This is a genomic window from Streptomyces sp. NPDC094034 (genome assembly GCF_040303865.1).
Taxonomy (GTDB): domain Bacteria; phylum Actinomycetota; class Actinomycetes; order Streptomycetales; family Streptomycetaceae; genus Streptomyces.
In genome coordinates this window covers 88,839-109,786 of the sequence record NZ_JBEOUD010000009.1, presented here as the reverse complement: position 1 = coordinate 109,786, position 20,948 = coordinate 88,839, and the positions used below count along the sequence as shown (strand labels likewise).

Genomic DNA, 20,948 nt, shown 5'->3' with positions numbered 1-20,948 from the left:
TGGACGGGGGCGGGCAGGTCCCTCGGGAAGGCCGCCTCGGTCAAGGCCATGGGGCCCGTACCGCTCGCTCGGATCCTCAGATCCAGCCGCGCCGCTGCGCCAGATACGCCGCCGCGTGCCGGTTCTCCACCCCCAGCTTGGTGGTCACGGCCGACAGGTAGTTGCGTACGGTGCCCTGCGCCAGCGCCGCCCGTTCCGCTATGTCCTCGATCGGCGCGCCGTCCGCGGCCAGCGTGAGCAGATCGGCCTCCCGCGAGGTCAGCGGCGAGTCCCCGGCGCTGATGGCGTCCGCGGCCAGGGTGGAGTCGATGTAGCGGCTGCCGCCGTGCACGCTGCGGATGATCGAGGCGAGTTCCTGCGCGGACACGGTCTTGGAGACGAACCCCTGGACCCCGGAGGCCAGCGCGCGCTTGAGATGACCCGGCAGGCCGTGGCTGGTGACGATCAGCGTCTGACAGCCGGGCAGACTCCGGTTGAGGTCTTCCGCGACGGTGATGCCGTCCTTGCCCGGCATCTGGAGGTCGAGGACGGCGACATCGGGTTTGTGGTGGCGGGCCATGGCCACGGCTTCGGGGCCGGTGGAGGCTTCGGCGACGACCTCCAGGTCGTGCTCGAAGGTCAGCAGCGCGGCCAGCGCGCCGCGTATGAGATGTTCGTCATCGGCGAGGAGGACCCGGATCATTACGATTCCCCGTTCGGTATGCGCACAGTGAGGCGGTAGGTGTTCTTCGGCCCGTAGCCGTGGCAGAGGTCGCCGCCGAGGGGCGCGAGCCGCTGTGTCAGCCCGTCCAGACCCGTCCCCTGGCCGGGACCGCCGCCGGCCGTGGCACCGTCATTGGTCACCTGGAGCTGGGTTCCCACTCCGTCGCGGCGATCCACGGTGATGGTGCAGTGGGTGGCCTGGGAGTGCCGCAGTACGTTGGTGACGGCCTCCCTGACGGCCCATCCCAGCGCGATCTGGGTCTTCTCCCCGAAGCCGCCCGCCGGCGGGGCGTGATGGATGACGCAGGTCGCGCCCGCCGCTTCCAGGACCGCGCGGGCGCCGTCGAGTTCGGCTTCCAGATCGGTGGTGCGGTAGTTCCGTACGACGTCCCTGATCTCCTTGTGCAGTTCGCGCGCGAGGCGCTGCACCTCGACCATCTCCGCCTGTGCCTTGGGGTGCTGGGTGAGGCGGGAGGCCAGTTCGCCCTTGAGCGCGATGACGGACAGGTTCCGGCCGATCACATCGTGCAGATCGCGGGCGAATCGGAGCCGCTCCTCCGCCACGACGAGCCGGGCCTGCGACTCCCGGGCCGCGTCCAGCTGCCACATGACGGCCAGAAACCATACGGAGGAGTGCATGAGAAGGCCGATGACCGCCCATCCCGTCGCGGTGAGGGCCAGGACGAGCAGGGTCATCCGCGGGTCGAGAGAGAGACTCACACCGGCGGCGGCGACGGTCTCGGTGAGCGCGGCGCTCGCGTAGAGGCGCAGATTGGCCGTGGGCGACAGGGCGAAGGCGAGCGGCAGCGCCAGGACGACCGACAGCGTGGCGATCGACTGCGTCCCGGTCAGCCATCCGGAGTCGTACAGGTAGGGCATCAGCGCGAGTTGGAACGCGGTGAGCGCCCCGATCCCGAGCAGCAGTGGTACCGGGAGGATCTGCCGTCCCATGCCGTAGGCCACGGCCGTGGTCGCACCGATGCCCTGGACCGTCGTGAGCGCGGCGGCCAGGCCCACGACCGAGGCCGGGGTGCCGCCACGCTGGAGTTGGGCGAGTAAGGGCCAGAGGAGGGAAGCGAGCAGGAACCACGGCATGGAACAGAGCATCCAACGTGTGTAGACCGTGGCCTTGTGCACGTTGGTCTGGTGCGGCGAGGTCCCCATTTCGCTTCCTCTTCCCCGTTGGTCATGCTGTCAGTCTCTGGGCTCCCACCGGAACCAGCGCCGTACACCCCAGGTCGCCAGAGCGGTCCAGGCGACGATCGTGGCGACCCTGATGAGCGCGGAGCCCAAACCCGCATCCTCTCCGGTCCAGCCTGACTGGACCAGGCTGACGGCGGGGGTGAGCGGGAAGTAGCCGAGGACGTCTCCGAAGATGTCCGGCAGAACACCCATGGGGACAAGGGTGCCTGAGGTCAGCAGGAGGAAGAGGAAGCCCATCGTGCTGACTCCCTGGGCGCTCTCCGCGGTGCGCGCCACGGCGGTGGTGAGCGCGGCCACGGCGGTGGTCAGGAGGGCGCCGAGCAGGATGCCGAGGAGCGCCAGATGCGGGGCCGCGGGCGCGCCGAGATCGGCGATGACCGTGATGGCCGCGGCGATCAGGGCGAACTGGACGACGGCGACCACGATCATGGGCACGGCCGGGCTGGCCAGGATGACGGTGTCGTGGACCTCGCCGGTGCGCAGCCGCTTGAGGAGGTGGTCCTCGCGGCGCAGCACGTAGACGCCGGTGAGCGGCGCGTACAGGGCCATGACGAGGACGATGCCCGCGGAGGTGGAGATCATGACCTGGCCCATGGCGAGACCGGCGCCCGCCAGGTCGTACTGGTCCATGAAGGTGGTCGTGCCCATGGTGATCAGTACGGGGATGACCAGCACGTTGAAGAGATTGGTCTTGCTCCGGGCGAAGAGGCGCAGCTCGATCCGGCTGAGCGCGGTGAGGTGTGCGACGGCGGTACTCATTCGGTGCCCCTGGTGGCGGTCCGGGCGACGCGCAGGAACGCCTCCTCCAAGGAGGCGGAGCTGGCGTCGAGTTCCTTCAGGTCGATGCCCTTGTGGCGGGCCCAGAACAGGACTTCGGTCGTGGTGTGCTGGAGGTCCTCGGTGGACAGCTCCATCCGGCCGTCCTTGTCGGCGGTGATGGTGGCCCGCAGGTCGCTCGCCGAGGGGAGGTCGTCGGTGCCGAGGCCCGGCGGGAGGCGGAAGGCGAGGGTGGAGGGGTGGGCGGCGACGATCTCGGGCACCGTTCCGGATGCCGCGATCTCGCCCTGGTGCATGATGGCCAGATGGTCGGCGAGCCCTTCGGCTTCTTCCAGGTAGTGCGTGGTCAGGACGATGGTGGCGCCGTCGTCATTGAGCTGTTCGATGATCCGCCAGGTGTCGTGGCGTCCCTCGGGGTCCATTCCGGTCGTCGGTTCGTCCAGGAAGAGGAGATCGGGCCGGCCGAGCGTGGCCAAGGCGAGATCGAGCCGTCGCTTCTCGCCGCCCGACAGGCTCTTGACGGTGACATCGCCGCGGTGCCCGAGCCCCACCATCTCGGTGGCCTCGGCGACGGGGCGCGGGTCGGTGGTGACGGACGCCCACATTCCGACCGTTTCGTCGACCGTGAGGTCGGTGGCGAAACCGCCGTGCTGGAGCATGACACCCGTGCGTGGGCGGGTGTGCTTACGGTCGGAAAAGGGATCGTGCGCGCCGAAAAGGCGAATGCTGCCACCGGTGGGGCGGGCGAGACCTTCGAGTAGTTCGACCGTAGAGGTCTTTCCTGCGCCATTTGTCCCGAGCAGGGCGAAGATTTCGCCCTTGGGGACAGTGAAGTTGACGCCTCGAACGGCGGCGAAGCCACGCTTGTCATCGGGCCCGTATCGCCGCCAAAGGTCTGTGACCTCGATCACATTTTCTGCTCCATTGGCATCCATGGGCGAAATCGTCCCCGATGAATGACGTCCACCTCGATGAGAACTGTCATGGCCTCGGATGACGGACGTCATATCGACTTGTGACACATGTCAGAAGACGGATGATCTCATTCCGAATGCCACTGTGACCTACGTCATACTGGCCTTGTTGGCGCGGGTGCTTTCATCCAACCGCACAGCACGGGGGATCGCCGCCGCAGTCGCGGAGGTTTACCCGCGTATAACGCACTGAGGGCCACCAAATGGCCGGTATCGGTCTTATGAATGGCCGAATTTCAGTGAGTGCGTCTCGCACGTGCATCCAGTACGTGCGGCGCGTGCATCCAACACATCGCAGAAAGCGGAGCACTTCATGGTGGAGATCGTCTCGTACTTCAACGAGAAGCTGGACCTCGGCGCCATCGACCAGGGCGAGTCCAACTCGGAGCAGGGCCCCGTTCTGGCGACCCCGGCCGCCGCCCTCGCCGCCATCGGTGGCGCCAAGGTCGTCGGCGCGTTCGTCGGTGGCGCGACCCTCGTCGGCGGCGCTTACGCGCTCGGCAAGGCCGTCGGCTAAACATTCTCGCCGGTGGTTTCACACTACCTGCGCGAAAACAGCTCATTCATTCACGAAATCGAACTGTTGGTAGGAGGAAAAGCATGAACAACATCATCGAGGCAGTGAACGAGATGGACATTCCGGCGGAGGGAAAGGTATTCCCCGACGCCACCCCGGTGCTGGCCACCCCGGGTGCGTTCCTGGGCGGCGTGGCGGTCTCTTCCGCCGTCATCGGCGCCTTTGAGCTCGGTCGCGGCGGCGGTTCGGCCCCGGCCACGCAGCTCTAGTCACAGGCAGTACCTGAATGCAATTCTGCCGGGCCAGAGATGCGTTCTGGCCCGGCAGAACCCTATCCACTCTACGGGAGCCGTCCGCAGGGCGGTTTTGAAAGGAACCCTGTGAGATTCGCACGAAGGATCGCTTCGGCAGTCTTCGGTCCTGTGCCGGTGTCCCGGGACGGGGCGATGGCCATGTCGGAACGGCTGGCCGCGGTCACCACACTGACCTCCTCGATCGAATATCTCTCCCAGCGCAAGGAATTGCGCAAGGGCGGGCTCAATGACTGGGACATCGTCAAGGATGTCCAGGCCGCCTCGACGCCGCTCGTACGCAAGGCGCTGGGCGCCGTCAGCGGGCGGCGCACGACGACCGCCCTCCATGTCGCCCGCGCCGCCGTCAGCGCGGGCATGCTGCTTCCCGGCTCCTCGCGCTGGCGTGGCGCGGGAAGCCTCTTCCTCGGTACGACGTCCGCGCTGCTCTATCCGCGCCACCGCTACGGCACCGACGGTTCGGACCAGGTGGCCATTCTCGTGCAGACCGCCACGGGCGCGGCCCGGCTGGTGAAGTCGCCGGAGGCCAAGGACGCGCTGATCTGGTACGTCGCCCTCCAGTCCAGCCTGTCGTACGCGGTGTCCGGCTGGGTGAAGCTGCTCGGGGAACCCTGGCGGGACGCGTCCGCGCTCGGCGGGATCATGCGCACCAGGACCTACGGCCATGAGCCGATGTTCCGGTGGACACAGGACCATCCGCGGCTCTCGCGCTATCTCACCCACAGTGTGCTGGCGCTGGAGTGCCTCTTCCCCCTCGTCTATCTCGCCGGTGGCCGGCTGGCCCGCCCGATGATCGCCAGCGCCGCCGCGTTCCATGTCACCAACGGGTTCCTGATGGGCCTGGGCCGGTTCGTGTCCTCGTTCGTGGCGATGCACCCGATGGTGGCGTACACCGCGACCCACCGCGGTCACCGCGCCGTCGAGGGCCGGGACAACCGCGCACCGCTGACGGCCGCGAGCCTGCTGGCCGGGGCCGCCGCGGTGGCCGGTGTGGTCGCCGTACAGCGTCGCCTCCGTACGCTGGAGGGCTGGCACACCACCCGCACCCTCACCACCCGCAACGGCAACGAGCTCCAGTACGAGATCATGTCGCAGGGTGACGCCGACAAGCCCGTGATGGTGTTCGCCGCCGGAATGGTCGCCACCTCCGAACACTTCTCCTGGGTCACGGAGAAGCTGGCCAAGGAGACCGGCTACGGCGTCGTCACCTATGCCCGCGCCGGATACGCCGGCAGCCGCCGCGAGACCGACGCGCCCTACACCCTGGCCGAGTCCGTCGACGACCTGGTCGACCTCGTGGGCACCGTCTCACCGCGGCGCCGGGTCATACTCGTCGGCCACTCGCTCGGCGGCGAACTCGCCCGCCGTGCCGCGCTCCACCTCGGCGAGCGGGTGGAGGGCGTGGTCTATCTCGACTCCTCCCACCCCGACGAGCTGAACCGCTCCAAGCAGCAGAGCGACACCGCGAAGCGGCTGAGCGAGTCCCTGACCCAGATGGTGTGGTTCCTGCGCGCGGGCACCGGCATCCTGATGTCGCGTCCCATCTGGGTGGACGCGCTGCCCGAGGCGTATCGCAAGAAGGCGTTCGCGCAGTACACGGACGTACGGATGTGGAATGCCGGACGGCGTGAATGGGCGGCGGTGGAGGCGGACTTCCGGGCTTTCGAGGGGGAGCTGGAACCGCTGGAGACCCATGCGCTGGTGGTCTCCGCACAGCAGACCGTCGACCGGGACCCCGACCAGCTGCTCATGCACAACGAGCTGGCCGGGGCGCACCGCGGCGAGGGCCGGCGGACGGAGGTGGTGGTGATCGAGGGCGCCGACCACGACACAGTGCTGACGCAGAGCCGCTTCGCGCATCAGGTGACCGAGCGCATCGTGGCGTTCTGCGACGCCGGACTGCGGACGGACGCGACCACGGACGAGCACGAGGGGGCGGCCAAGTGAGCACATCACCGAAGGAGATCGGCAAGAGCCTGTTCACCGGGCCCGGCGCCGGCTGGCGTATCGCCGGGGCCGTGATGCTGGTCAGTACCGTCGCGACCCAGCACCCGAACCAGCTGTTCAACCGGCTCCAGCTGAAGGACACCTTCTCGCTGCTGCCCAACTGGCGCTTCTTCGCGCCGACTCCGGCCATGCACGACTACCACTTCCTCTACCGCACACGCGGCACGGACGGCGAGACCTCCGCCTGGAAGGGCGTCGATGTCATCGCCGGCCGCAAGATGCGCCAGATCGTCTGGTTCCCGACGCGGCGGCCGGAAAAAGCGATCTTCGACATTTGCAGTGAGATCCTCCATGTGATCGACAAGGGGTTCTCCGTCATCGTGCGGACCTCCGCCTACCGGACACTCACCGAGTATCTGCGGGCCACGATCAACGAGCAGGAGGAGGCCCGGCTGATCACGGGATTCCAGTTCGCGCTGGCCCGTGCCACCGGGTACGACGCGAGTCACGACCCCGAGGTCGTGTTCGTGTCGCCGTACACCCCGTTGGACCCCCACATGGACACGCCAGTGAAGTCGGACGTCAAGAAAGCGGTCAAGGCATGAGTGTTGGTGCGTACGTCATCGTTGCGATCGGCGCCGCGATCGCCGCGGCCATCGCGATCGGAGTTCTCAAGAGGTAGCCGCCATCCACCGCCGCCCCTCCCCCCACGAGGGGCGGCACCCGCAGTACCCGAGGAGTTCCCGTATGAACAAGACCCCGGTCATTCTCTGCGCCCTCGCCGCCGTCGCCGTGCTGGTGTTCCTGGCGATCGGCGACGTCATCAACTATCCGTTCGCCGCCGGGATCGGCACGGCTCTTGTCCTCGCCGCCGGCCTGGAACTGCACAGGAACAGGAAGAGGAGTCACCAGTGAACGAGATAGCTGACATCGGGTACGGCCGCCAGTTCGACGGCTGGTACGACCGGCTGTTCCCGAAGGACGGCGCCGCGGCCGGGGTCGCCAAGAAGATAGCCACCCTCCACCCCGATCAGTCCACCGGCACCCTGGAGTTCGGCGTCGGCACCGGCCGTATCGCCGTACCCCTGTCCGGGCATGTCGGCCGGGTGACCGGGGTGGATTCCTCCGAGGAGATGCTGGCCACGCTGCGCGCCGAGTCCGGCGCCGGCGAGGTCGAGCCCGTCCACGGGGACATCCGTACGTACACCTCCGACGAGCGCTACGGCCTCGTGTACTGCGTCTGCGCGACGATCTCCATGCTGCTCACCCCCGAGGACCAGCAACTGGCCGTACAGCGGGCGGCCGATCTGCTGCGGCCCGGCGGCCGGCTCGTCATCGAGACACACAACAAGCCCGCCATCCTCGCGCTCCACGAAGGGCGCAGCCGTGACACCTATTTCACGCCATATCCGGAACCGGGCACCGGACTCCAGACCCACTCCACGCTGCTGCCGGAAGGCTCGCTCTGGCTCTGCTCCCACATCTGGTACGAGTCCGACGGGACCACCCGCGTCGGCTCCGAGGCGTCCCGTCTCACCACCCCGGACGAGGTCGACGCGTACGCGCGCGACGCCGGGCTTGAGCCCGAGCAGCGGTTCGCGGGCTGGGACGACGAGCCCTACACCGAGCAGTCGCCGATGTTCGTCTCGGTCTACGTCAAGGCCGCGGCGTGAACGTCTGGGGGATGGCCCGCGGGCACCGCGTACTCCTGCTGGTGGGCACCCTTCTGGGACTTCTGGGATCCGCCGCCACGCTGGCGCAGCCGCTGGCCATCGGCGAGATGATCAAGGCCGTCGGCGGTGACCGCTCACTGACCGTACCGATCCTGCTGGCGGCGGCGCTGTTCGTGACGGACGCGGCACTCGCCGCCGCCCACGCCTACGCGATCGGCCGGGCGGGCGAGAACATCGTCTTCGACATCCGCCATGTGCTGACCGCGCGGCTGCTGCGCTCCCGTACGGCCGCGTTCGCACGCTGGGAACAGGGCGACGTCTTCACCCGCATGGTCACCGACACCTCGCTGGCGCGCATCTGCATGGCGCAGGCCCTGGCGCAGATCGTCACCAGCGGATTCATGGTCCTGGGCGGCATCGGCCTGATGATCTGGATCGATCCGCTGCTTCTCGCCGTGACCCTGCTGTGCCTGGGGCTCGCCAGCGTCGTGTCGCTGCTGCTGGCCCGCAAGGTGCGGAAGGTGGCGGTCATCAACCGCGAGGACACCAGCGACTTCGGCTCCGCGCTGATGCGGGTGCTGGGCGCGATGAGCACCGTCAAGGCGTCCCGTGCCGAGGACCGCGAGACCGAGCGCATCACGGGCTTCGCCCAGAAGGCGCGCCGCTCCGGGGTCCGTGTCTCGGCGCTGTCCGCGATGCTCACGCCCGCCATGAACGTCGGTACGCAGGTCGCCCTGACCGCCGTCATCGCCTGGGGGATGGCCCGGGTGGCGACCGGCGCGATGCCGCCCGCGGACCTGACCTCGTTCATCATGTATCTCTTCTATCTGGTGTCGCCGCTGGTGATGCTGTTCATGTCGATCGCCCAGTTCCAGCAGGGCCGCGCGGCCCTGGACCGGATCGGCGAACTGGCCGGCATCGAGCAGGAGGAACTCGACCCGGACGCCGCGCACGTCGCCACCCGGGGCCACGCGATCGCCTTCGACCGTGTCTCGTTCAGCTACCCCGGCAGCGAGGAGCCCGTCCTCGACCAGGTGTCCTTCACTGTCCCGGAAAAGGGCCTCACCGCGATCGTCGGGCCCTCGGGGGCGGGCAAGACCACTATTTTCCAGCTGATCGAGCGCTTCTACGGGCCCGACTCCGGCACGGTCCGGATGGGCGGCACGGACACGGCGACCATGCCGCTGGAGCAGATCCGCGGCCAGATCGGCTATGTCGAGCAGGACCACAGCCTGATGCGGGGCACCATCCGGGAGAACCTGACCTACGCCACGCCCGACGCGAGCGAGACGGACATCGCGGACGCGCTGCGCATGGCCCATCTGGGCGAGGTGGTCAGGGCCCTGCCCGAGGGCCTGGAGACCGAACTCGGCGAGCGCGGCGCGGGCTTGTCGGGTGGACAGAAGCAGCGCCTGGCGATCGCGCGCACGCTGCTGCAACGGCCGCACATCGTGCTGCTCGACGAGGCCACCGCCAATCTGGACAGCGAGGCGGAGGACGCGCTGCGGGACACCATCACCGCCATCTCCGGGACGTGTGCGGTGATCGCGATCGCCCACCGGATCTCGACGATCACACAGGCGGAGCAGATCATCGTGCTCGACCGGGGCGGTGTCCGGGCGACGGGCACGCATACGGAACTGACCACGACGGATGATCTGTACCAGCGGCTGTCGAGGCATCAGGAGGTCGCGGCATGACGTCTGCGGCGGCTGTGGGGACATCGGGAGGTCGCGGCGTGACGTCTGCGGCGGCTGTGGGGACATCGGGAGGTCGCGGCGTGACGGGGACCGGAGACCTGGGGACCGGAGACCTGGGGGGCGGGGCATGACCGCGGACGCCGCCGTCGTCGGGACCGGGCCCAACGGGCTGGCCGCCGCCGTCACGCTCGCGAGGGCCGGCCTCACCGTCGAGCTCTACGAGGCCAGGGACACCATCGGCGGAGGGTTGCGTACCGAGCCCCTTTTCGACGACGACGTCGTCCACGACATCTGCTCCGCCGTGCATCCGATGGCCGCGGCCTCGCGCTTCTTCCGCGAGTTCGACCTCGGTGCGCGCGGGGTCGAACTCCTCCACCCCGAGATCAGCTACGCCCACCCCCTCGACGCCGGCGACGCCGGGCTCGCCTACCGCGACCTCGACGCCACCTGCGAGCACCTCGGCCCCGACGGACGGCGCTGGCGCCGGCTCATGGCGCCACTGCTCAACCATAGCGAGGGCATCGTCGATCTGATCCTCTCCGGCGGGCGCGGGCTGCCGCGCGATCTGCTGGCTCCGCTGCTCCTCCCCACCAGAGCGCTGGCGCACGGAACCCCGCTCGCCGCCCGGCGGTTCGCGGGCGAGCGGGCGAAGTCCCTGCTCGCGGGCGTCGCCGCGCACTCCATCGGGGAACTGCCCACCCTCGCCTCGGCCGGGGTCGCCCTGCTGCTCGGCCATCTCGCGCACGGCACCGGCTGGCCGGTGCCGCGCGGCGGGAGCGCCCGTATCGCGGAGGCGCTGGCGGCCGACATCACCGCGCACGGCGGCAGGTTCCACACCGGCCGCCCCATCGCGGATCTGCGGGAACTCGGCCAGGTGAAGGCGGTGTTCCTGGACACCAGTCCCAAGGGTTTCACCGCCATCGCCGGTGACCGGCTGCCCGCGCGTTACCGGCGCCGGCTCGACGCGTTCCGTTACGGGCCGGGGGCGGCGAAGGCCGACTTCCTGGTATCGGAACCGATTCCGTGGGCCAACCCGGAGGTCGGCAGGGCGGGTACGGTCCATCTGGCGGGCACCCAGGCGGAGATGTTCCGCCAGGAGACCCTGACGGCCAAGGGCATCGCCACGTCCGAACCCTTCGTTCTGCTGGTCGACCCGGCGGCCACCGACCCGGCGCGCGCCAGGCCCGGCAAGCGGCCGGTATGGGCGTACGCGCATGTACCGAACGGCGACGACACCGATCCGTTGGAGAGGGTGCGCGCGCGTATCGAGCGGTACGCGCCGGGGTTCACGGACACCATCGTCGCCCAGCGCGGGATCCCGGCGGCCGAGTACGAGGCGTACAACCCGAACTACGTGGGCGGGGACATCGGCGCCGGGGCGATGACCCTCAAACAGTCGCTGCTGCGCCCCACGCCCCGGCTCGACCCCTACCGGACCTCGCTGCCGGGGGTCTATCTCTGCTCGGCGTCGACTCCGCCGGGGCCCAGTGTCCATGGCATGTCCGGCCATCTCGCGGCGCTTTCGGCTCTGCGGCGGGAGTTCGGGATCCGGCAGAGGCCGGAGCTGGGGGCCGGGCGGCCGGAGCCGGGGGCAGGGGCAGGGGCAGGGGCGGCGGAGGATTCCGTTCAGCCGGTGTCCATATGGCCGGGGCCCACGTCTTCGCGGGATTGATGGCGGTCCGGGCCGTGCTGCGCGGCCCGAGCGCGCCCCTAGTGTCCGTATCCCGTCAAGGGAGACGGACACGAGGGAGGCGCGATGCGGGAGAGCACCTGGACGAAGCGACCAGCGACGAGAACCGCTGTACGGGACAGGGCGCGACGAGGTGAGGGGACGGGCGCGGCACGACGGCTGACCACGGCGGGGACGCTGCTCGCGCTGCTGGTCGCGCTGCTCGGCGCGGGCGGCCCGGGGTTCGCCTCCGAGGCGGGGGCGGTAGGACGGGCGGACGCGGGGGCGGAGGTACGGGCCCAGGTACGTGCGGAGGTACGGGCGGACGCGGGGGCCGAGGCGGGGGTCCAGGCACCGACCGCGACGCTCACCGAAGTCACGGGCTTCGGTACGAACCCCGGCAATCTGCGGATGTTCCGCTACGTCCCGGACGGCCTGCCCGCCGGCCGGCCCCTCGTCGTGGCGATCCACGGCTGTACGCAGTCGGCGGCGGCCTACGACACGGAGACCGGCTGGACGAAGTGGGCGGACCAGTGGGGCTTCGCGCTGCTGCTGCCTCAGCAGCAGTCGGCCAACAACCTCAACTCCTGCTTCAACTGGTTCGAATCCGGTGACATCGCGCGCGGCGCGGGTGAGGCGCTGTCGATCAAGCAGATGACCGACCGGATGAAGAGCGATCTGGGCGGCGACTCCGCCCGGGTCTACGCGACGGGGCTGTCCGCGGGGGCCGCGATGACCAACGTCATGCTCGCCGCCTACCCGGACGTCTTCGCCGCCGGAGCACCGGTGGCCGGGCTGCCGTACGCGTGCGCGACGAGCGTGATCGGCGCGTACGGCTGCATGAATCCGGGGACGAACCTGTCGCCCGCGGCCTGGGCCGACAAGGTCCGTGCCGCGTACCCCGGTTACGCCGGACCCCGGCCCACGGTCTCGGTCTGGCAGGGCACGGCGGACACGACGGTCGTCCCGGCCAATCTGACGGAGACGGTGGAGCAGTGGACCGCCGTTCACGGTACGGACGCGACGCCCGACGCCACGGATACCGTGGCCGGTTATCCACACGCTGTGTACCGCGACGGCGCCGGGCGGGACGTGGTGGAGACGTACTCGCTGACCGGTATGGGCCACGGCCAGCCGGTCGACCCGGGCCCCGGCGCCGAGCAGTGCGGCACGGCGGGCGCGTACATCCTCGATGTCGGGCTGTGTGCCTCGTACCGGATCGGCCTGTTCTGGGACCTGGCGGGCGACGGATCCCCCGGCCCCGGCCCCGAGCCTGGTGGGGGCAGCGTCGTACTGCCGAGCCTGGCCGCGGACGACGGCTATGTGAAGGCATCCGCCACCGGAGCCAACGCGGCCGTCGGCACGCTCGAAGGAAGCCTGGGGGTCGCGGTCGGCCGGGGCACGGACGGGCTCCACAACCGGTCCCTGTTCTCGTTCGACACCTCGTCCGTCCCGGACGGCGCGCGCGTGAAACGGGCGTTTGTGACGGTGACGCGTGCGAGCGGCGCGGGTGACCCATGGGCGGCGGGCAACCGCCTCGTCGTCGACATCAGAACCGGCTGCTTCGGCGCGACCTGCGCGACGGCCGCCGACGACTGGTCGGCCCCCGCGTCGACGGCCGAGGCGGCGGAGATCGGCGCCTTCACCACCGGAACGACGTCGTCCACGGCCTTCACCACGGTCAATCCGACGGGCATCACCCAGGCCCGGCTGCGCCTGGCTGCCGCGCCCGCGGCGACGGCGTATGTCTTCCTCAGGTCGGGGGCGGGAGCGACGCTCACGGTGGAGTGGGAGTAGAAGCCATCGGCGGGGGCCCGGCGCCCGAGCCCCCGCCGATGGCACGGCGCGGGCTCGGGCGCCGGTCCGGACAGTCCTGGGACAGACAGCGCCCGGCCTAGCCGGCCTGGCCGGGCCGGTAGCCGCCGGCGGGCTGCTGGATGATGACGTTCCCGCGGTTGAAGGCGTTGATGACGGAGATGACCGACACCAGAGCGACAAGCTGTTCCTCGTCGAAATGCTTGGCGGCATTCGCCCAGGCCTCGTCGGTGACGCCACCGGCCGCGTCGGCGAGACGAGTGCCCTGCTCCGTCAACTCCAGGGCCGCGCGCTCGGCCTCGGTGAAGACGGTGGCCTCCCGCCACGTCGCGATCAGATTGAGCCGCACCGAGGTCTCGCCCGCCGCGGCGGCTTCCTTGGTGTGCATGTCGAGGCAGACACTGCACCCATTGATCTGACTCGCGCGGATCTTCACCAGCTCCTGCGTCGCGGCCGGCAGCGACGAGTCGGCGAGCGCCTTGCCCGCCGAGATGATGTGCTTCCAGACCTTTCCCGCGGTCGGGCTCTCGAACATGTTCAAACGGGCGCTCATGGCGAACTCCTCCGTCGTTGTCGATGCCTACACAGATCTGACGTGAGCGACCGGCGCGGTGTGACATGACGGAACGTGACCTGCGTCTCCCCGGGACACCGCCAGTCCCCCGGAAGGCTCGGTTCAGCGGCACAGGGCCGTGTCCACGACACCGTCGAGATGCTTCGTGGCTGCCCCGTCGGTCGGGATGCTGGTCACCGCGACGGCGGCGGCGCGGCCGTCGTCGGTGGCTCCGCCCCGGGTCTCGTATCCCGGGATGTCGCCGCCGTGCCCCCAGTAGACACCGCCGCACGACAGCGGCCTGCTCACGAGCCCCAATCCGTAGCCGACGCCGGTGTCTCCGACGGGGACCGTCGTGCGCATCTGCTTGAGCTGGGCCGCCGGGAGGAGGCGGCCGGTCAGGAGCGCGGTGAAGAAACGGTTGAGGTCGGAGTTGGTGGAGATCATCTGCCCCGCCGCCCAGCCCGCGGAGGGGTCGATCTCCGTGACGTCGCGCGAAGGCGCGCCCGCTGATTCCCTGTGGTAGCCCGTGGGATGGGGCTCCCGGATGGTCATGTCACCGGGAGCGGGGAAGTACGTGTGCCGCAGCCCGACGCGTTTGATGACGCGCCGGTCCATCTCCTCGGCGAGCGGCCGGCCGGTGACCTGCTGGACGATCAGGCCGGCCACCACGTAGTTCGTATTGCTGTACGCCCATTTCGTCCCGGGGGAGAAGTCGGCCTTGCGCTGGAACGCGATGTCCAGGAGGTCGCGGGGTTCGAAGTACCGGTGCTGAAGGATGCCGTCGACGACGAGGTCTTCGTACTCGGGAAGTCCACTGGTGTGCTGGAGGAGTTGACGGACGCTGATGCGGCGTCCGTCGATGCCCTCCCCACGGACGAGGCCCGGCAGATAGGTGTCGACCGTGGCATCGAGGCGGATCTTCCCTTCGCCGACCAGTTGCAGCACGACCACCGCGGTGAACGTCTTGGTGTTGCTGCCGATCCGCACCTGTCCGTCGGCGGGCACCCGCGCCCCGGTGGCCAGGTCGCCCACCCCCGCGGTGTAGGTACGGGTGCGGCCCTCGCGATCCTTGACGTCGGCCAGCGCGGCGGGCAGGCCGTCGGCGCGTACCAGTGCGTTCAGGCCCTGCTGGACGGTGTCCGGCCTGGCGGCGGCGAACGCCGCGGGCGGCGCCAGGACACCTGGCGTCATGACGCCCACGGCCACCGCGACCGCGACCGTCACGGCTCTGCGCCGACCACCCCGCTGCCGCCCGGAAGAACGAAACCTTTGCCATGCCTGCCCACGCACCAGCCAACTCCTACGGTCGCCCAGGGCGATCCTGCCACCCGCCCGCTCCGCCAAGGACCGACACCCGCCGCGCCGAGCCGATGAGGAGGGGGCGCGAACGCCCGGACGGCGGCGGCCCGAAGCGTGGAGGTGTCCCCGGTTCTTGGTACGCTCGGGGTGGAAGCGGGGAACTGTCCCCGATTACTCCAGGGAGTCACCATGCGCGCAGACCACCTCACCGAACTCGCCTCCGCCGCCCCCGACTTCTTCGCCGATCCCTACCCCGCCTATCAGGCACTCCGGGCCGAAGGACCCGTCCGGCGCGTACGGATGCCCGGAGGTGAAGGGGTCTGGCTCGTGCTCGGATACGACGCCGTCCGAGCCGGGCTCGGCGACTCGCGGTTGCGCAATGACATCCGGCACTCCGCCGAGTTCGACAGCGACGGCGGTTACGCGATCGGCCGCAACATGCTCCAGGTCGACCCGCCCGATCACACCCGGCTCCGCGCGCTCGTCTCACGGCAGTTCACCGCCCGACGCATCGCGGAGCTGGGACCGCGTGTGCGGCGCGTCGCCGCCGACCTTCTCGACGCCATGGCCCCCGCAGGCGGGGGCGATCTTGTCGACGCGTACGCCTTTCCGCTGCCGATCACCGTCATCTGTGATCTCCTCGGCGTCCCGGCCGCCGACCGCGAGGCCTTTCACCGCTGGTCGAGCGCGATCGTCGCCATCACCGACGCGGAGGCCGCGATGGCCGGTGCGGCCGCGATGACGGAGTATCTCGGCGGACTCATCGAGGAGAAGCGCCGTCTCGCCCCCGAGGAGGACGCCGACCTCTTGCACGCCCTCGTCCGGGCTCACGACTCCGACGACGCGGACGGCGACCGGCTCGCGCCCGACGAACTCCTCGGCATGGCCTTCCTGTTGCTTGTCGCCGGGCATGAGACGACCGTCAATCTCCTCTCGAGCGCCGTCCATCTGCTGCTCCGGCACCCGGATCAACTCGCCGCGCTGCGTGCCGATCCCGGGCTGATGGAGGGGGCGATCGAGGAGACGCTGCGTTATGAGCCGCCGGCGCAGATCGCCGCGTACCGCTACACCGCCGAGCCCGTCACGCTGGCGGGTACGCCGATACCGCGGGGCGAGCGCGTCGTGCTCTCCCTCGCCGCCGCCAACCGCGATCCGGCGCGCTTCGCGGACCCCGAGCGGTTCGACATCCGCCGTGACCCCGCCGCGAACCGTGCTCAGCTCGCCTTCAGCCACGGCATCCACCACTGTCTCGGCGCACCGCTCGCCAGGCTCGAAGTCTCCATCGCGCTGCCCGCGCTGCTGGAGCGTTTCCCGGACCTGGCGCTCGACGACGCCTCCGCCGCCCCGGAGTGGCGACCCAGCCTGCTGCGCGGACTGCGTACCCTCCCCGTGCGCTGGTGATCGCCCGGAGCGTCCGCCGTTGCGCGCGCCTGGCGCGGTGAACGGGTGCGGTGAGCCGGTGCGGTGAGCCGGTGCGGTCCGTCCGGCCCGACGTGGTCGATACCGGGGCCGGGCATCGCGTTCGTTTCCGGCCAATAAGTTGAGCGCGTATCGCGGGGCGGTCTCGACCCCGGGAGTGGGATCGCGGATGTCGCGTGCGCCGGCGCGCGTCCGCCGAAGTCCTTTCCGTACGGGCGCGACGCGCGCTCGTACGCGTCGCCCTGCGCGTGGACGCGAGGTGGCTGCCTTCACCACCGGGAAGGCTCCGTACGCCGTCGGGGGCCGGGGTGACAGCCGTGCGGGGAAGGTGTCCGACGGGCGTGGCCGGGCGTCGTACCGCGCCGTGTGGTCCCGGCCGTGCGACGCCTTCCCGCGCCGTTCCCCGCGCTGTTCAGACGCCGTACCCCGCGCGGAGCGGCGAATTCCGGCTTATGTCCGGTCCAGTCGCGGACGATCCGGCCGACGATCTCCACGGGTCTCCACCCCCGCGGACGATTCCCCCGGGGCCGCGAATGCCAAAGTGAAGCCGGAATCCCCGGCGCCGTGCCGTCGGTGATCCGAATTCGTCACGCAGGGCGCGGTGATCGCGGGCGCGGGACGCGGTAAGAACCGACCGTCCCGATGCTGCTGTACGGAGGTCCCGGCGTACCCCCGTGGCGGCCGTGCGAAAACGAACCCGCCCTCGTTCGGGCGTCCTTGTTCTTCACATCGACGCCTGGTTAGGCTCCCGAGCGTTGCAATTCCTGCACGTTTTCTGCGCATCTTTCTCTGCGCATCTTTGTCGAGCACAGCGCTACTTCGCAGGTGACTTCGAGTCTGACGACGGCGGAAACGGGGAGGGCAGCGCGTGGGATCTTCTCTGCCCGCCACCACTCGTGATGTCCGGCTCTTCTGGTGTGCGAACGCCGCCGACTCCCTCGGCAGCCAGGCGTCCGGCGTCGTCCTGCCACTGCTGCTTCTCGGGCTCGGCTACTCGCCCGCGGTGGTGGGGCTGGTCGCGGGGGTGTCCACGGCGACCGGGCTGGTACTCGGCCCGCTCGTCGCCGTACCTGCCGACCGGGGCGCGCGAAAGCCGGTGATGTTCTGGTCGGCGGTGGTCTCGGCGCTCGCGATGGGATCCGTGGCCGTGGCCCTGGCCGTCGCCGAAGGACGGCCGTCGCTGGTCCATCTGCTCGCCGCCGTGCTCGTGGAACGTACCGCCACCGCCTGCTACGAGGCGGCGGCGCGCGGCACGGTGGCCCTGATCTCCCCGCCCGAGAACCTGCCACGCGTCGTGGCCGGGCTGGAGGCGGGCGACCGGGGTGCCCTGGTCGCCGGACCCGCCCTGGGCGGCATGCTGTACCAGGCTTCGCGCGCGCTGCCCTTCGTGCTGGACGCCGTCTCGTACGCCGTCACGGCCGCTTGCGTCCGGGCCATGCGTTCGAACCTCAAGGCGGATGGCGTCGCGACTCGCTCCGGGGGTCCCCCCGGGCCTCGCTCCGGGGGTCGCTCCGAGGGTCCTTCCGCGCCTCGTTCCGGCGGTCCTTCCGCGCGTCGTTCCGTACGGGGCACCTGGTCGGCCCTGGCCGCCGAGGCGAGCGCCGGGTTCCGGCTCGTCCGGGCAACGCCCCTGCTGCGGCTGGTACTTGTGTGGACCACCGCCGTCAACGGCGTGCTGGCCGCGCTGTACTACGACGCCGTCTTCACCTTGCAGGGAAGCGGCCACGGCGGCACGCCCATGGGTCTGGTCCTGGCACTGTCCGGCGCCACCGGACTCGCCGGTTCGCTCGCCGCGCCCCGGCTCGTCCGTCGGCTCAGCCCCTCGTGGACGGTGGTGGCGGTGTCGTGGCTGATGATCCCGCTCGCCGCCGCGCTCGCGACGGCCGGGGAACCGTGGACGTACGGAGCGCTGTTCGGCGGGTTCTGCCTGATCATGCCGCTCGCCACCGTGATCCTCCAGGCTCGTGCCATCCAAGGGACACCGCCCGAACTCCAGGCCCGCGCCGGCTCCGTGCTCGCCACCGCCGCGGGCGGGGCCGCCGCCATGGCGCCCGCGTCGGCGGGGCTGCTGACGGCACACGCGGGGGCCGCCGTACCCGCTCTCGTGTGCGCCGGAGTGCTGGCCCTCCTGGCACTCCATACGACGTTCGGCGCCCAGCGCGTACTGGCGCGGGGTGTTCCGGCGAGCGACCTGCCGACGAGTCACGTGCCGACGAGTCACGTACCGACGAGGGGGCGAGGCGCGTGACCCGCTCCCGCTACCAGGTCTATCTCGCCGCCCTGCCCGAGGTTTGTGCCGCCGATCCCGCGCTCATGGCGTTCACCGCCGACGCGGACGGCCGGTGCGAGGTCTTCGCGTGGGACGCCGCGACCGGCCGGGCCCGCCAGGTCACCGACCGGCCGGGAGGCACCCTGCACGGGACGATCGACCGGGACGCGAACGTGTGGTGGTTCGACGAGGACGCGCACGGCGAGGGAGGGTGGCGGTTCCAGCCCTTCCACGGCGGACCCGACCTCCCCGGACTGACCGGCGTGCCCCGGGGGACCCCGCGCGGGCTGGCCGTGAGCGACGACGGGAGGGTCGCCATGGGGCTGGGGGACGGGCGTACGACCAGCGTCCATCTGGGCCGCCGCGGCGGCTTCGCACGCGAGGTGACGCGCGTCGACCGGCACGCCACACTGTCCGGGATCACCGCCACGGCCGGTCTGCTGGCGATCAGTGGCCCGGCCGGTTCCGCGCACGCCGTGACCGTTCTCGGCACGGACGGCACACCGCGCGCCGTGCTCTCCGGCTCCGGGGCACACGGCAGACTCTGGTCGCTCGGCTTCGCACCCACCGCGGAACGCGACGAACTGCTGCTCGTACGCGAGGACGACGACCGCTATCTGCTGGCCAGTTGGCGCCCGGAGACCGGGATCCGTACGTACGCGTGGTGCGCGTTCGACAGTGAGATCACCGCCCGCTGGTACCCCGGGGGCGAGGGCGAGGGCGAGGGCCAGGGCGACGGTCGCTCCGTCCTGATCAGGGAGGACCGCCACGGCCGCAGTACCCTGCACCGGGCCGGGCTCGACACCGGCACCCTCACGCGCGTGCCGACGCCTCCCGGCAGTCTGCTGGACGCGGCGCCGCGCGCCGGCGGCGACGTGCACTACCTGTGGACGGATACGGCCCACCCGCCACGTATGCACTCCACCGCCGGTACCGCGCTGCCCGCCCTCGGCACCGTGCCCGGGCGTGTGCCGGGTGACCACCGCGACCTGTGGACGCCGACCCCGGACGGCCCTGTGCACACATGGCTCAGCCTGCCGGAGGGCCCTGACCTCGATGAGCGCCCGAGTCTCGATGAGGGCCGGGAGCTCGGGAAGGGCCGGGGCCTCGATGAGCGCCCGGGCCTCGGGAAGGGCCGAGGCACGCCGCCGCCCGTCGTCTTCCTCGTACACGGCGGCCCCGCCGACCACGACCGCGACGCCTACGACGGTGTCGTGCACTCACTCGTGGCCTCGGGCTTCGCCGTCGCGCGCGTCAACTACCGCGGTTCCACCGGCTACGGACCGCGCTGGCGCCGGGCCTTCGGCGCGGGCGTGGGGCTCACCCAGGTCGAGGACCTGGTGGCGGTCCGCGCCGATCTGATCGGCCGCGGTCTGGCGCGCCCCGACGCCGTCGGACTCTGGGGCACCTCGTGGGGCGGCTATCTCACCCTGCTGGCCCTCGGCACCCACCCCGGACTGTGGCGGGCGGGCGTCGCCGTCAAGCCCGTCGCCGACGGCGTCGCCGCCTACCGCACGACCACCCCCGCGCTGCGCACCCTGGACGAGCGTCTGTACGGGGGCACACCCGACGAGGTGCCCGAGGCGTACGCGCGCAGCTCGCCCATCCAGTACGCGTCGCGGGTACGGGCGCCGCTGCTGGTGGTCGCCGCGACCCGGGACGCCAAGTGCCCGCCCGGCCAGGTACGCGGCTACCTCGCCGCCCTCCGCGCCGCCGGAGCGCGCCACGAGTCGATGTGGCTCGACAGCGGGCACGACGGTTACGAGGGCGGCGACCACGTCGCCGTACTGCGCCGTGCCGTGGTCTTCCTCGACCGCGAGTTGCGCGGCCCCCGCGCGCCACAGGCGCCGCACGGACCGTACCGCGACCCCAAGACGCCCCCCGCCGACCGGAGGGGGGATTCCGGCCGCGCCCGCACCGCGGCGGCGGCCGGGACAGGTACCGCCGGACACACCGAGAGGAGAACCGCCCATGCAGAAGGACATCATCCACAACGACCCGCTTGAGGGTGACGAGGAGAACCGGAAGCCGAGCGTCGGCGTCACGGTCACCATCCCGTTCCGCAACGCGGAAGACGCGGAAGAGGACTGATCCGAGCCAGGCCGGCCGGCCCGGCG

At 70.6% G+C, this 20,948-nt stretch carries 18 protein-coding genes; 12 read left to right on the top strand and 6 right to left on the bottom strand.

Features of this window, described 5'->3' with window-relative positions; translation table 11 throughout:
* Window positions 1-76: 76 nt before the first annotated feature.
* The 4 genes from ABTZ59_RS11355 to ABTZ59_RS11340 are packed head-to-tail and all read right to left on the bottom strand — an operon-like array spanning window position 77 to window position 3,617.
* Complete coding sequence (locus ABTZ59_RS11355) at window positions 77-682, bottom strand: response regulator transcription factor (RefSeq protein WP_249953263.1); 606 nt, start codon at window positions 680-682, stop codon at window positions 77-79.
* Entirely contained in the window at window positions 682-1,866 is a 1,185-nt protein-coding gene (locus ABTZ59_RS11350; protein WP_351394290.1) for a sensor histidine kinase, read from the bottom strand. Before ABTZ59_RS11350 ends, ABTZ59_RS11355 begins: the two co-directional genes overlap by 1 nt.
* A gap of 30 nt (window positions 1,867-1,896) precedes the next feature.
* On the bottom strand, window positions 1,897-2,664 hold the full coding sequence (locus ABTZ59_RS11345) for an ABC transporter permease (RefSeq protein WP_351394286.1): 768 nt from the start codon (window positions 2,662-2,664) through the stop codon (window positions 1,897-1,899).
* Window positions 2,661-3,617 carry an ABC transporter ATP-binding protein gene (locus tag ABTZ59_RS11340; RefSeq protein WP_351394283.1) on the bottom strand — a complete coding sequence of 319 codons (957 nt, stop codon included), beginning with the start codon at window positions 3,615-3,617 and terminating at the stop codon, window positions 2,661-2,663. Before ABTZ59_RS11340 ends, ABTZ59_RS11345 begins: the two co-directional genes overlap by 4 nt.
* A 352-nt stretch (window positions 3,618-3,969) precedes the next feature.
* On the opposite strand from ABTZ59_RS11340, the gene ABTZ59_RS11335 reads away from it, so the two are divergent.
* From ABTZ59_RS11335 to ABTZ59_RS11295, 9 genes are all read left to right on the top strand, one after another.
* Window positions 3,970-4,173 (top strand): hypothetical protein, encoded by a 204-nt coding sequence (locus ABTZ59_RS11335; RefSeq protein ID WP_351394280.1) that lies wholly within the window; start codon window positions 3,970-3,972, stop codon window positions 4,171-4,173.
* 83 nt (window positions 4,174-4,256) lie between these two features.
* The gene (locus ABTZ59_RS11330) at window positions 4,257-4,442 is read left to right on the top strand and encodes a hypothetical protein (protein ID WP_030350807.1); all 186 of its coding nucleotides are present in this window, start codon (window positions 4,257-4,259) and stop codon (window positions 4,440-4,442) included.
* A 177-nt stretch (window positions 4,443-4,619) separates the two neighbouring features.
* The gene (locus tag ABTZ59_RS11325; RefSeq protein ID WP_351394276.1) at window positions 4,620-6,431 is read left to right on the top strand and encodes an alpha/beta fold hydrolase; all 1,812 of its coding nucleotides are present in this window, start codon (window positions 4,620-4,622) and stop codon (window positions 6,429-6,431) included.
* Window positions 6,428-7,036, top strand: coding sequence for a hypothetical protein (locus ABTZ59_RS11320; protein WP_351394273.1), 609 nt, complete (start codon window positions 6,428-6,430; stop codon window positions 7,034-7,036). The genes ABTZ59_RS11325 and ABTZ59_RS11320 overlap by 4 nt, the downstream gene beginning before the upstream one ends.
* Window positions 7,037-7,178: 142 nt before the next feature.
* A complete protein-coding gene (locus ABTZ59_RS11315; RefSeq protein ID WP_165371911.1) occupies window positions 7,179-7,346 on the top strand; it encodes a hypothetical protein in 168 nt (55 codons plus the stop codon).
* Complete coding sequence (locus ABTZ59_RS11310; RefSeq protein WP_351394269.1) at window positions 7,343-8,104, top strand: class I SAM-dependent methyltransferase; 762 nt, start codon at window positions 7,343-7,345, stop codon at window positions 8,102-8,104. Before ABTZ59_RS11315 ends, ABTZ59_RS11310 begins: the two co-directional genes overlap by 4 nt.
* Before the next feature lie 11 nt (window positions 8,105-8,115).
* Window positions 8,116-9,804 (top strand): ABC transporter ATP-binding protein, encoded by a 1,689-nt coding sequence (locus ABTZ59_RS11305; protein WP_351394266.1) that lies wholly within the window; start codon window positions 8,116-8,118, stop codon window positions 9,802-9,804.
* A gap of 127 nt (window positions 9,805-9,931) precedes the next feature.
* Entirely contained in the window at window positions 9,932-11,476 is a 1,545-nt protein-coding gene (locus ABTZ59_RS11300) for a phytoene desaturase family protein (protein WP_351394263.1), read from the top strand.
* 84 nt (window positions 11,477-11,560) lie between these two features.
* Complete coding sequence (locus tag ABTZ59_RS11295) at window positions 11,561-13,270, top strand: extracellular catalytic domain type 1 short-chain-length polyhydroxyalkanoate depolymerase (RefSeq protein ID WP_351394260.1); 1,710 nt, start codon at window positions 11,561-11,563, stop codon at window positions 13,268-13,270.
* Window positions 13,271-13,367: 97 nt separating this feature from the next.
* Here ABTZ59_RS11295 and ABTZ59_RS11290 read toward each other — a convergent pair whose 3' ends face one another.
* Both ABTZ59_RS11290 and ABTZ59_RS11285 read right to left on the bottom strand, forming a co-directional pair.
* On the bottom strand, window positions 13,368-13,841 hold the full coding sequence (locus ABTZ59_RS11290; protein ID WP_351394258.1) for a carboxymuconolactone decarboxylase family protein: 474 nt from the start codon (window positions 13,839-13,841) through the stop codon (window positions 13,368-13,370).
* A gap of 123 nt (window positions 13,842-13,964) precedes the next feature.
* On the bottom strand, window positions 13,965-15,035 hold the full coding sequence (locus ABTZ59_RS11285; protein WP_351394255.1) for a serine hydrolase domain-containing protein: 1,071 nt from the start codon (window positions 15,033-15,035) through the stop codon (window positions 13,965-13,967).
* Window positions 15,036-15,332: 297 nt separating this feature from the next.
* Here ABTZ59_RS11285 and ABTZ59_RS11280 point away from each other — a divergent pair, with 297 nt between their 5' ends.
* The 3 genes from ABTZ59_RS11280 (at window position 15,333) to ABTZ59_RS11270 (ending at window position 20,837) form a co-directional block, all read left to right on the top strand.
* Window positions 15,333-16,544 (top strand): cytochrome P450 family protein, encoded by a 1,212-nt coding sequence (locus ABTZ59_RS11280; RefSeq protein WP_351394251.1) that lies wholly within the window; start codon window positions 15,333-15,335, stop codon window positions 16,542-16,544.
* An 886-nt stretch (window positions 16,545-17,430) separates the two neighbouring features.
* Window positions 17,431-18,810, top strand: a complete 1,380-nt coding sequence (locus ABTZ59_RS11275; RefSeq protein ID WP_351394248.1) for an MFS transporter — start codon at window positions 17,431-17,433, stop codon at window positions 18,808-18,810.
* Window positions 18,807-20,837: an alpha/beta hydrolase family protein gene (locus ABTZ59_RS11270; RefSeq protein ID WP_503002593.1), complete on the top strand. Its 2,031-nt coding sequence runs from the start codon at window positions 18,807-18,809 to the stop codon at window positions 20,835-20,837. Before ABTZ59_RS11275 ends, ABTZ59_RS11270 begins: the two co-directional genes overlap by 4 nt.
* Window positions 20,838-20,948 lie beyond the last annotated feature (111 nt).

Bases quoted from the DNA above. Each gene is read 5' to 3' on its own strand.
- ABTZ59_RS11350 (WP_351394290.1), bottom strand. From the start codon at position 1,866: ATGGGGACCTCGCCGCACCAGACCAACGTGCACAAGGCCACGGTCTAC.
- ABTZ59_RS11295 (WP_351394260.1), top strand. From the start codon at position 11,561: ATGCGGGAGAGCACCTGGACGAAGCGACCAGCGACGAGAACCGCTGTA.
- ABTZ59_RS11280 (WP_351394251.1), top strand. From the start codon at position 15,333: ATGCGCGCAGACCACCTCACCGAACTCGCCTCCGCCGCCCCCGACTTC.
- ABTZ59_RS11315 (WP_165371911.1), top strand. From the start codon at position 7,179: ATGAACAAGACCCCGGTCATTCTCTGCGCCCTCGCCGCCGTCGCCGTG.
- ABTZ59_RS11300 (WP_351394263.1), top strand. From the start codon at position 9,932: ATGACCGCGGACGCCGCCGTCGTCGGGACCGGGCCCAACGGGCTGGCC.
- ABTZ59_RS11340 (WP_351394283.1), bottom strand. From the start codon at position 3,617: ATGGATGCCAATGGAGCAGAAAATGTGATCGAGGTCACAGACCTTTGG.
- ABTZ59_RS11290 (WP_351394258.1), bottom strand. From the start codon at position 13,841: ATGAGCGCCCGTTTGAACATGTTCGAGAGCCCGACCGCGGGAAAGGTC.
- ABTZ59_RS11345 (WP_351394286.1), bottom strand. From the start codon at position 2,664: ATGAGTACCGCCGTCGCACACCTCACCGCGCTCAGCCGGATCGAGCTG.
- ABTZ59_RS11285 (WP_351394255.1), bottom strand. From the start codon at position 15,035: ATGACGCCAGGTGTCCTGGCGCCGCCCGCGGCGTTCGCCGCCGCCAGG.
- ABTZ59_RS11335 (WP_351394280.1), top strand. From the start codon at position 3,970: ATGGTGGAGATCGTCTCGTACTTCAACGAGAAGCTGGACCTCGGCGCC.
- ABTZ59_RS11330 (WP_030350807.1), top strand. From the start codon at position 4,257: ATGAACAACATCATCGAGGCAGTGAACGAGATGGACATTCCGGCGGAG.
- ABTZ59_RS11305 (WP_351394266.1), top strand. From the start codon at position 8,116: ATGGCCCGCGGGCACCGCGTACTCCTGCTGGTGGGCACCCTTCTGGGA.
- ABTZ59_RS11355 (WP_249953263.1), bottom strand. From the start codon at position 682: ATGATCCGGGTCCTCCTCGCCGATGACGAACATCTCATACGCGGCGCG.
- ABTZ59_RS11325 (WP_351394276.1), top strand. From the start codon at position 4,620: ATGGCCATGTCGGAACGGCTGGCCGCGGTCACCACACTGACCTCCTCG.